At 46.8% G+C, this 11,481-nt stretch carries 6 protein-coding genes and 1 pseudogene; 5 read left to right on the top strand and 2 right to left on the bottom strand.

Annotation, left to right across the window (positions count from 1 at the left end):
• Positions 1-105: 105 nt before the first annotated feature.
• Positions 106-1,972, top strand: a pseudogene (locus tag M2108_RS31635) (beta-glucoside-specific PTS transporter subunit IIABC).
• A 527-nt stretch (positions 1,973-2,499) separates the two neighbouring features.
• Here the strand turns inward: M2108_RS31635 and M2108_RS19610 are convergent.
• Both M2108_RS19610 and M2108_RS31445 read right to left on the bottom strand, forming a co-directional pair.
• A complete protein-coding gene (locus M2108_RS19610; protein ID WP_277471058.1) occupies positions 2,500-4,125 on the bottom strand; it encodes an amidase family protein in 1,626 nt (541 codons plus the stop codon).
• 766 nt (positions 4,126-4,891) lie between these two features.
• On the bottom strand, positions 4,892-5,038 hold the full coding sequence (locus tag M2108_RS31445; protein ID WP_346780577.1) for a hypothetical protein: 147 nt from the start codon (positions 5,036-5,038) through the stop codon (positions 4,892-4,894).
• Between the two features lie 286 nt (positions 5,039-5,324).
• Between M2108_RS31445 and M2108_RS19600 the strand changes: the two genes are divergently transcribed.
• Genes M2108_RS19600 through cydC form a run of 4 tightly spaced genes read left to right on the top strand, consistent with a single transcriptional unit; the run spans position 5,325 to position 11,181 of the window.
• A complete protein-coding gene (locus tag M2108_RS19600; RefSeq protein ID WP_277471056.1) occupies positions 5,325-6,692 on the top strand; it encodes a cytochrome ubiquinol oxidase subunit I in 1,368 nt (455 codons plus the stop codon).
• A complete protein-coding gene (locus M2108_RS19595) occupies positions 6,689-7,702 on the top strand; it encodes a cytochrome d ubiquinol oxidase subunit II (RefSeq protein WP_277471055.1) in 1,014 nt (337 codons plus the stop codon). Before M2108_RS19600 ends, M2108_RS19595 begins: the two co-directional genes overlap by 4 nt.
• Complete coding sequence (cydD, locus tag M2108_RS19590) at positions 7,703-9,463, top strand: thiol reductant ABC exporter subunit CydD (protein ID WP_277471054.1); 1,761 nt, start codon at positions 7,703-7,705, stop codon at positions 9,461-9,463.
• Positions 9,460-11,181 carry a thiol reductant ABC exporter subunit CydC gene (cydC, locus tag M2108_RS19585; protein ID WP_277471053.1) on the top strand — a complete coding sequence of 574 codons (1,722 nt, stop codon included), beginning with the start codon at positions 9,460-9,462 and terminating at the stop codon, positions 11,179-11,181. Before cydD ends, cydC begins: the two co-directional genes overlap by 4 nt.
• Positions 11,182-11,481 lie beyond the last annotated feature (300 nt).

The following is an 11,481-nucleotide window of genomic DNA, read 5'->3' as shown; positions in this document are numbered from 1 at the left end:
TTCTTACATGACTATTCCAACTCCCAATCTGTCAATGGATGAAAACCAGTGAACGAGTGAGCAAACAAGAGAAAATATTAATTTATAGTGGGAGGAGGGTTATATATGAACGACAAAGCATTATCTTCTCAAATTCTTGAACTTGTCGGTGGATCAACGAACGTAGATTCAGTTTTCCACTGTGCAACAAGATTGAGATTCCAACTGAAAGATAGGAAAAAGGCAAACAAAGAGGAACTTCTAAAAACCCCCGGTATCATTACTGTGGTGGAGAGCAGCGGTCAGTTTCAAGTTGTTGTAGGTAACAATGTTGGACCGATCTATGAAAAAATGATTGAAGGTATGAGCATCGGTAATACAGATAGTTCTTCCAAAAAGGAGGAATCCTCCGGAAAAAATAAGCTGCTGGGTAAAGCTGTTGACATTATTTCGAGCATTTTTTCCCCAATGCTGGGTGCTTTGGCCGGGGCTCGACTACTAAAGGATTAGTGGCACTCTTTCTATTTTTAAATTGGCTTGACAGCACAAGCGGAACTTATTTAATTATGAATGCCGCTTCTGATAGCGTTTTCTATTTCCTTCCACTATTCCTTGCTGTAACAGCATCGCGTAAATTTAAATCCAACATGTTTGTGGCGATTGCTATTGCGGGAGCACTAGTATATCCTAGCGTTATTGCGGCGGTAAATGCCACTGAGAAACTATCCTTTCTTGGACTGCCAGTGGTGCTGATGAATTATTCCTCTAGCGTCATCCCGATAATTTTGGCCGTATGGGTACAGTCTTATGTGGAAAAAGGGTTTAATTCATTTGTTCACTCGTCAGTCAAAAATATTTTGGTGCCTATGTTGTCGCTGGTAGTTGTTATTCCGTTGACTTTCCTCGTCTTTGGTCCGTTAGGATCTATGGTGAGCAGTGGACTTGCTACGGGCTACAGCTGGATTTATAATCTGAGTCCTTTGTTTGCAGGAGCTGTTGTGGGTGCGTTTTGGCAGGTGTTTGTTATTTTCGGCGTACACTGGGGTTTTGTACCGGTCGTGCTCGGTAACATCGCAGAACTTGGGTACGATACAATGCTGCCACTGCTTGCAGCAGCTATTTTGAGCCAAGCGGGAGCAGTCTTGGGAGTATTCTTGAAAACAAAAGATAAACAACTTAAAACTCTTGCTGGTTCTTCAGTGATTACCTCTGTTTTTGGAATCACAGAACCGGCCATCTATGGCGTTACGCTGAAACTGAAAAAACCATTTATTTATGCTTGTATCGCTGGAGCTGTGGGCGGCGCCATCATTGGAGTAGGTGGAGCACGGGCGGTAGCTTACTCTTTGCCTGGTCTGTTAGCATTGCCGACTTATATAGGAACAGGTTTTCTTTCCGTCATCATTGGTCTGATCGTCGCTTTTGTTCTGGCTTTAATTCTTGTTATGATGCTTGGTTTCAAAGATATAGAGCAAGAACCAGTACAAGGTTCACATACTAACGAAGTTCTGTCATCACACCGGAGGGGGCTGTACTGAAAAAAGAAATTATTGAAAGTCCGCTTCAAGGTGTGGTCCAAACTCTTAAATCTTTGCCGGATGAAGCATTTTCCTCAGGGGCTATGGGACTAGGGATCGTTATAGATCCATCGGAAGGGAGACTGACATCTCCTGTTAGCGGAACCATCACTACAATATTCCCTACAGGCCATGCTATTGGAATCACTTCCGACGAAGGTGTTGAGCTTTTAATTCATATTGGAGTAAACACGGTTCGCTTGAAAGGAAAACATTTTGAAAAACAAGTTCAAGAGGGGGACCGTGTGGAAAGAGGCCAATTAATTCTTTTGTTTAATATCGAACAGATAAAGGCAGCGGGATACGTTGTAGCTACCCCTGTTATTGTAACGAATTCCGCGAATTATCTTGATTTATTGAAGACTACTGAAGCTGAAGTTCAGCGTGGAGATTACTTGATGACAGTGGTTGTATAATAAAATGTCACACGAGCCGCTGATTTAATTTTATCAGCGGCTTTTTAATAGAAATTTTTCTGTCTCAAAGGAGAGGTCAATGCCCTCTTTCATTTATAAAAGCCAGATTTTAGTTTTCATGTAAGCGTTTTATGAGATGTGACTCGAGGATCGCAGCTTATTAAGATAATTTTTTAACAACTACAACTTCATAAAGCATAATCCAATATAGGGTGTTACTGTTCGGCGGGCAAGACCTAAATTGGGTAGTAGAATAATTTTCGCCTCCACTCTTTAGGCCTTTTTTTGTTCCTTATCTGATGAAAGTGTGTGTTTGAATTACAAAGAAACAGCCTAATCCATTTTGATAAAGTAGGGGAAATTAGAATATTAGCAGGGTTATCCATTGCTCGAAAAGGCTGCGGATCAGAGGAGCGTTAATCTTAATTCAGGCGTTAGTTAGCGAATTACATGAATTACTCATAAGAAAGAGGAAATAAAGTATAGCTGGCTAAGGATATCCATAGCCAGCTTCTTTGCTGATATTATTAAGGTGCGCAATAGGCGGGTTTTTCAGCAACTATACACATAAAGAGCGAAGGGTTAGTTTCCTCGGGAGATTGTCTGAGTTTAGTTGCTTGTTCATAAGCATATGCATATCCAAGCAATTGACCTTCAGTATAAGCGGCATTTCCCAGGAAGGAAATACCGAACGGGTTGCGGTTCGATGCCTGATATCCGGCGGGTACCCCCACTGCAGGATAACCGGATTTCTGCGACATTGCAACCGAGCTTCCGTCAGGGAAAACAAATGTATCAACTTCGTAAATTTTAGCTAGCCGGTCAATAACATCTTTGGAGTTTGCCAGCTCTTTTTGGCGGATTTTTATAGATCTGGCATGATCCTTTACAAGGTCTACCTTTTCAGAGTTGAATAGATTATCCGCTCCGAATTTAAGCATGGTGTCAGGGTGATCGCGGTAATATTGAGCCAGTTCGTTAACGGTCTTGATTGGAGCTTCAGCGGGCAGGCGGTTCAGATATAGTTGCATGCCTTCTTTGAATTCATAAGTATAGATGAACATGTCCCCAACCCCTGTATTGCTCATATCTAGGGGGATGCTCACCAGGCTTGCGCCTTGCTCCTCCAGCTTCGAGAGTGCTGCGTCCCACAGTATCTTCTTGTCCCCCGTTAGACTAACCAGCGGAACACCGATCCTTACACCTTTCAGTGCATTAACCGAGAGATATTGTGTGTAGTCGGTGCTGTCATATGGACCGCTGTTTAAGGTTTTGTTATCCAGTTCATCCACTCCGGTTGTCATAGCCGTTAATGCAATCGCAATATCAGTTACATTTCTGCCCATAGGTCCGGGTGTATCCTGACTTGAGCTGATTGGTATGACGCCTGTTCTGCTGATCAGTCCTACTGTCGGACGGATCCCGGCGAGAGATTCAATAGCAGTCGGATTCATAATAGAACCGCCCGTATCTGTTCCTACAGTAATTGAACTCATAGCTACTGCAGCAGCTACACCCGAACCGGAGCTTGAAGATCCGGGAGGTAGGCTTGCGTCATAAGGGTTTCTTACCATACCGCCAAGTGAACTGTAGGACTCCGGCGAACTGAAGGTTACCCATCCGGCCAGTTCATGCATATTGACTTTGCCTAAAATAATAGCTCCAGCTTCTCTTAATGATTTCACTAATGGAGCATCCTCAGCAGGATAAGAATTAACTAAAGCAAGCGAGCCGCCAGTTGTTGGCATGCCTTTAACATCAATATTATCTTTGAGAAGAACAGGAATTCCTTGCATATGCCCGGTATCCTTTCCCGCTTTACGGGCTTGGTCCGCAGCAAGGGCTTCCTTAAACCAATTCTGATTTAAGGAACGTACGGCATTTAAACTGGGTCCAGTGGAGTTCATCAACTTAATACGGTTGACATACATCTGTGTAAGCTCTACAGAAGTTAGTTTTCCGCTCTCTAATAATTTCTGAATGTCTAAAATTGTGGCTGTCTGCAGATTAAGCAGTCCCTCCTTGCTGGAACTTACGACAGTTCCATAGGTTGGAGTAACGGCCATAGCTTCAGAGACATTCTTAGGTGCTACAAATGTAAAGCTTGTCAGCGCCGTACTCGCAAGTGCAAACACCATCAGAACCTTTTTCATCGAATCCCGCCCTTTATATGAATGTTAGTAATATTAACTTATAAATGTAAATTAATATTACATTGGTTGTATATTAGCACTATGATTAGAAGTTGCGCCAATACTTAAATGCTCTAATCTTCATATGATTTTTATATAAAGATAAATAAATTATTATCTTTTTTGCTTGATAAGTGATAAGAGGGATGTATTGAATAACTGTTTTATGTATTAAAAGGGTGATGGCGAGTAGATATCCATAATTGCGCTATTTTGTAGCCATTGTAGAGGAAGATCAAGTATTAACCCGGGCGGCAAAGCGATTGAATATGCTTCCGCCCCTTTTTTTAGCCAGCTGCTGAAGATGCTGGAGGAAGAACTCGGAATCCTGTTTTTTGAACGGATTGGTAAACGGTTAGAGGAAACTCCTGGAGGGTAAAATTTTATAAGAAAGTGCGGCCAGCATGTTAGCAACCCCAGTTAATTAAACCGAGCGGGGATCGACCAACTTCGCCCCATATATACTATTTATCTTAAAATGAAATGCTTCTTTAGTACAACCCAATGCGATTAACTTATATTAATAAGACTATATAACGTTCCGATAACCGCATTCCAAACAAAAGAAAGGCTCGTCCAACCTCACATAACGAATCCATACACCGCTGTAACTGTTTTTTTTTTTGGCCTTACGGCCATCCCTTTTTTAAAAAAGGGTAGGTATCATTCAAACGTTTGGAGATAGAGTTTGCCACCAATAATAAGATCAAGGCAATTATCGATTTGATCAAACCACAGCCGTTGAATAGGAATAGCTGCCCTGCTGAAGCCCCATTTGATAAATGTAAGCATTGATGACACTGATGGTAGATTCGTTGTAGCCAGCACCGGCACAGACAAAGGATGGATAATCACCAAAAAATACGAAGATCATTAGTCATGAGCTACCTCATGCTTCGTGACGATATATTCATTCATAAGGTACCTGTCAGACTTAAAAATATGTGAATTTCAGGTAGCAAAATAAGAGCTATACCATGTTATATCCTATCGAACAATAGCTCTAAAGAGTATTCCGACCTTATTCACCAAGATGTTAGAAAGAGTTGATGCTTTCATGAACGTTTAAAGGCAAAGAGGTGACCATAATCATTTTGGTTTAAATTAAAGATATAATATTTTAAAATATCCAACAGCTTTTATAAGGAGGCACTAACGTAATGGGCATCGATACAGTGCTGTGGAGCAGACTGGTGACAGGCTTGACACTGGGATTCCACGTTATTTTCGCAACGATTGGCGTGGGGGTTCCGCTAATGATCGCAATCGCCGAATTCATGGGCATACGCAAAAAGGATCCACACTATACGCTGATGGCAAAGAGATGGGCCCGCGGGTTTGTCATTTCTGTTGCAGTTGGCGTTGTAACAGGCACTGCAATTTCACTGCAGCTGGCCTTGGTATGGCCGAATTTCATGAAGCTTGCAGGTAATGTTATTGCCCTTCCGTTATTTATGGAAGTGTTTGCTTTCTTTTTTGAAGCGATCTTCCTGGGCATTTACCTCTATACTTGGGACCGGTTCAAAAAACCGTACATCCACTGGCTCCTTACGATCCCAATTGTCGCCGGTGCAGGGATGTCTGCTGTTTTTATCACGACAGTAAACGGGTTCATGAATCAGCCTGAGGGTTTTGCTATGGCAGGAGGGCAATTCTCAGCTGTGAATCCGGTGCAGGCGATGCTGAATACAGCGACTTTCTCCAAGGTGTTCCATGTATTAAGCTCAGCTTATCTGACCGGAGCCGCATTGCTGGCAGGCATTGCCGCGTTCGCACTCCTGAAAAAGGGCGCCTCGGAATACCATAAAAAAGCGCTGAAGCTGATGATGGCTGTAGTTATGGTGTTTGGACTGCTGAACGCGTTGGCTGGAGATGTGTCCGCGAAATTTTTGGCTGAGCATCAGCCGGAAAAGCTGGCTGCGGCAGAGTGGCATTTTGAAACGGAAAGCGGAGCAGATTTGATTCTGTTAGGTTGGCTTAACGCAGAGCATGAGGTTCTGGGCGCACTTCACATTCCCAAGCTGCTCAGCTTCCTCGCCTTTGGCGATTTTAATGCAGAAGTGACAGGTCTGAATGAATTCCCTGCTGATGAGCAGCCGCCGCTCCTGGTTCATTATTTGTTTGACCTGATGGCCGGTGTCGGGTTCACCCTATTAGGCATTTCATTCCTGTATTTCCTGTTTGTATTCTGGAAAAAACGCAATGAGCATAACCAATGGCTGCTTCGTGCGATCGCGTTAGGCGCGCCGCTTGCCTTTTTGGGAGTCGAGCTAGGCTGGTTTTACGCTGAGATTGGTCGGCAGCCCTGGATCTTAAGGGGATATATGCGTGTAGAAGAGGCGGCTACAACATCACCGAGCGTGAGAATCCTGTTTTTTGTGTTTCTTTTGCTGTACATCCTGTTAGGCACTGTATGTGTTCTTGTGCTGCGGCGCATGTTCAAAAACAATCCGGCAGAAACCGAGATGGAGAAGTGGAATCAGCATCCCGGCGACAAATCAACAGTAAAGGGTGAGCACGCAAAATGAGTTACGAGCTGATTGGAATTTCAGTGCTCTGGCTGTTTTTATACGGATATTTAATTGTAGCATCCATTGATTTTGGAGCCGGCTTCTTTGCCTTTTATGCCCGGCTGACGAAGCAGGATCATCTGATTAACCGTCTGATCTCCCGCTACTTATCGCCTGTCTGGGAGATTACCAATGTATTTTTCGTCTTTTTTTACATTGGACTTGTCGGGTTCTTTCCGGATACGGCTTATTATTACGGCTCGGCGCTGCTTGTTCCGGGAAGCATTGCGGTTATACTCATTGCGATCCGCGGTTCGTTCTATGCGTTTGAGAATTACGGCTCCAAAAATAACATCGTATATCTGTTCCTGTACGGCGCTTCGGGGCTGCTGATTCCCGCATCCTTGTCAGTGGCGCTCACCCTGTCGGAAGGCGGCTTTATCTTTAAGCAGGGTGAGACCGTTTCTCTGGATTACTGGACATTGTTTACCAACCCGTTATCCTGGAGCATTGTAGGCTTGGCGATTGTATCCGTGTTGTTCATCAGCGCCTCCTTTTTGGCCTTTTACGCTTCGCGGGCAGAGGATCACTCCGCACTGAAGCTTATGCGTACCTATGCACTGTTCTGGAGCACACCGACCATTATTACCGCATTGACAGCCTTTATTTATTTGGGCCAGCACAACGAGCGGCATTTTCAAAATATGATGGATTTATGGTGGCTGCTTGCGCTTTCCGTTGCTTTCTTCATGATTGCCATGTGGCTGCTCTACAGCGGACGCCGTTACGGGTTGGCGTTCATAAGCATCATGCTGCAATTTTTATGCGCCTTCTTCGCTTACGGAATCGGGCAGTATCCTTATATTCTGGACCCGTTCATTACGCTCGAGAACAGCATCACTTCACCGGCCATGGGCCTGGCGCTGGTCATTGTGTTTATCGGCGGCATGTGCTTGCTCATTCCTTCCCTGATTCTGGTGTTCAAGCTGTTCCTCTTTGACGCAGATTATGTGAAAGGAAAGAAGTAAATGACCAACAAAACAAGCTTGATCGCTGAGCAAATGTCAGGGCAACGAAAACGGCTTGTTATGCTGACCATCCTTTCGCTCATGCTTGGCATTGCCATTGTAAGTCAGGCCGGGTTGCTGGCTGAAGCAGTCCAGCGGATTTTCGTGGAGAAGGCTTCCTTATCTTCGGTTGCCATGCTGCTCGCTCTTCTGCTGTCAGTTATGGCTATCCGTACTTTGCTGTTATACGGAAACGGAAGAATAGGCCTAGCTATGGCTGCCGCCGCTAAGGCAAATATGCGTTCAGCCGTGCTGCAGAAGCTTACACATGCTTCCATGCCTTCAACCCTGCAGGGTCAGACGGGGGGGAAGGTCAGTGTGGCTCTGGATGCAGTGGACGAGGCTGACAGCTATTTCAGTCACTACATGCCGCGGATGGTCGAAGCAGCTATCATCCCGGTTCTGATTCTGGTGGTTACGTTTACCTTACATGCTAACACCGGCTTTATTCTGCTGTTTACGGCACCGTTTATCCCGCTGTTTATGATTCTGGTGGGACTGCAAACGAAAAACAAATCCGAAGAAAAGTATGCACAGCTTGCAGAATTCTCCGGTACATTTCTGGATTCGCTTCAAGGGCTGGTGACATTAAAAATATTTGGACAGTCCCGCCGCCAGCAGCAGCAAATTGAGCGCAGCAGCCGGGGTTACCGTGACGCTACAATGGATATTTTGAAGGTTGCCTTTACGAATACTTTTATGCTGGAATCCATCGTCATGCTTAGCATCGGAATTGTCGCCCTTGAATTGGCTATTCAGCTGCTCGTGTTCAAATCCATGCCGTTCCACACGGCTTTTCTTGTTCTGCTGCTCGTTCCCGAGTTTTTTAACCTGCTCAAGAATACAGGCACCGCTTTTCACAGCGGGCGGACCAGTATGGGTGCGGTCCGTAAGGTGGAGCAAATGCTTGCGGAAATGGGCGGCGGCTCCGGCACACAGCCGGAAAGGGAGCAGCAGTCCTCAGCCAAGCTGCTAAGAGTGCCACCATCCATTGAGCTGAATGATGTACATTTCCATTATGCACCCGGTTCATTTGAGCTTAAGGCTGGACCCGTCTCCATAAGACCGGGGGAGCACGTTGCCATTGTCGGTAAAAGCGGCTCGGGCAAAACAACGTTGCTCCATCTCATTGCCGGGCTTCTGAAGCCGGTATCAGGGACAGTGATGGTGAACGGAAGCCAGCAGGCGCAATGGGATGAAGACTCATGGTTTGGGCAGGTCAGCTACATTACACAGCACCCTTATATTTTTGCAGGTACATTCGCTGAGAATATCGCAATCGGTGCCGGGCGTAATGTCTCCAGGGCTGAAATCATGCAGGCGGCAGAGGAAGCGGGACTTGCACCGCTTGTTGCCGGGCTGGAACAGGGACTGGGCACCTATGTCGGGGAAGGCGGCAGGGGACTGTCGGGAGGGGAAAAGCAGCGTCTTGCTTTAGCACGGGCCTTTTTGAAACGGCCGGCCCTGATCTTGTTCGATGAGCCTACCGTAGGCCTCGATTTGCAGACCGAACAAATCCTGCAAAGCTCCATAACCGCGCTGGCCAAACATGCAACGATGATTACAGTCGCGCACCGGTTATATACGATCCGGCAAGCGGATCGCATTTTGTTTATGGACCATGGAGTATTAGCGGCGGCAGGACCTCACGACGAGCTCCTTGACCGCATGCCTCAATATGCCGAGATGGTTGATATACAGCGAAAAGGGGGGTCAGCATGAATGAGCTGGCGATTTTGTCCAAGGCCATGATAGCAGAGCGTAAGGATATTCTCCTTTCGATTCTGGGAGGATTTATTGCCGGCGCAGCCGGTGTGGCCCTCTTTTCCGCAAGCGGGTATCTGATTTCACAGACAGTCTTTATGCCGCCGCTCTACACCTTGATCGTACTTACCGCGCTGGTCAAGCTGCTTGGTCTCCTCCGGGCGGCAAGCCGTTACGGAGAGCGCCTTTATTCGCACAGAGCAACCTTTTCCATGCTTAGCCGCTTGCGCACTGGCTTTTTTGCCAGGCTGATTCCTTTAACGCCCGGTATATTGAACAAAAACCGTAGCGGAGATCTGCTTGCGCGGATTGTCGGCGATGTAGAGAGCCTGCAGCATTATTTTTTGCGTGTCGCTTATCCGCCGGTTATCGTCATAACGGTCTTTCTGGCAACCATGGTGTTCAGTGCTTCCTATTCGTTCTGGATCGCTTGCCTGTTTGTAACAGGAATGCTGCTGACAGCATTGGTTGTACCGGGAATCGTATTGCTGGGCCAGCGGTCGATAAACGGCCGTGTCCGTAAGCAGCGGGCGCTGCTGTCAATGGAAGTAACCGAGGTATTGTACGGTTTCCGCGATCTGAAGGTGTACGGGCAATTGCCACAGCGGGAACAGCAGCTCCAGGCTGCTTCTGCAGGACTGACAGCAGAGCAGCAGCGTGCAGCCGGTCATCTGCTGCGCGGACAGGCGATGCACACCTTTGTAACCTTTTTTATTTCCTGGGGTGTACTGACGCTAAGTGCCTATCTAATTATGGAAGGTGCGCTGGCCGGCGTGTTTTTAGCGATGCTTGTCATGGCCTCACAGACGGTGTTTGAAGAAGCTGCGGCTATGGCTACTTTACCTGCATATAAGCAAGACAGTGAGCACGCGGCCAAAAGGCTGGCTGAAACTGTAGGGACTGCCAGTGATTTACCTGTGCAGCCGGGCCGCACCCTGCCGGCAGGAGATGCTGTTTCGGTGGAGCTGTCCGGCGTTACGTTCCAATATGAAGAGGAGTGGCGGCCGGCGCTGACGGAGGTGTCGCTGCAGCTCCCGGCAGGCTCCAGAACAGCGATAGTCGGACCCAGCGGGTCCGGTAAATCAACCCTGATCGATTTGCTGCTTAAACTGCGCGCGCCTGCATCCGGTGACATACGTCTAAACGGTATTTCGGTTCAAGAGCTGGATGAGTCAGGCATTTGGGAGTCCTCTAATGTCGTGCTGCAGCAAAGTCACTTTTTCCGCGGAACGGTCCGTGACAACCTGCTGCTGAATGGAGAAGAACAGTCTGACGAGGCATTGTTAGAAGTTCTTGCTAAAGCCCAGCTGCCGGATCTGGCATTAACTGATGCAATATTTGAAAAAGGAGAGAACCTATCCGACGGAGAGAAGCAGCGTCTGGCGCTGGCAAGGGTTATGCTCCGCAAAGGGCGGTTATGGCTGCTGGATGAACCGACATCTTCGCTGGATTATGTAACGGAAGGGCGCGTGTTGGCTCATCTCTTCGAACAATCCGCCGGAGATACATTACTGTTCATTTGCCACCGGCTTACCGGCCTGGAAGGTATGGACAGGATTGTAGTCATGGAGCAAGGCAGGGTAATCGAAACAGGCGCATATTCGGAGCTAATGGAACGAGAAGGCTATTTTTACCGGATGAAGCAAATTGAGCTGCAAATGATTGGAGAGCTGTAGGAAGACCACAAACTCGAATCCGCACGCTGCATCGGGGCTTTTCCTTGACGTCCCCATTCTTATGGATAACTCACAAACAAGTCCTGATCATTAACATCGGGACTTGTTTTGCTATTTTTAGGAAAGCGCAAGATGGAAGCTGCTTTAGGCGATCGCACCCGAATCATGCGAAGGACATATCATTTTGAATGTCCCACCAGGGATATATGGAACTAATGGTGATAAGTATGGGTTGCAGGAACACAGGTCCGCTGGAATCTGCTCAGGCGCAAGACCGCGGATCGTCCGTCTATTCCTCGT

The organism is Paenibacillus sp. PastM-3 (genome assembly GCF_029893965.1).
In the GTDB taxonomy this organism is placed as follows: Bacteria; Bacillota; Bacilli; order Paenibacillales; family Paenibacillaceae; genus Paenibacillus_AQ.
The sequence above is the reverse complement of the archived record's forward strand: the minus strand, read 5'-3'. Positions and strand labels throughout refer to the sequence as shown.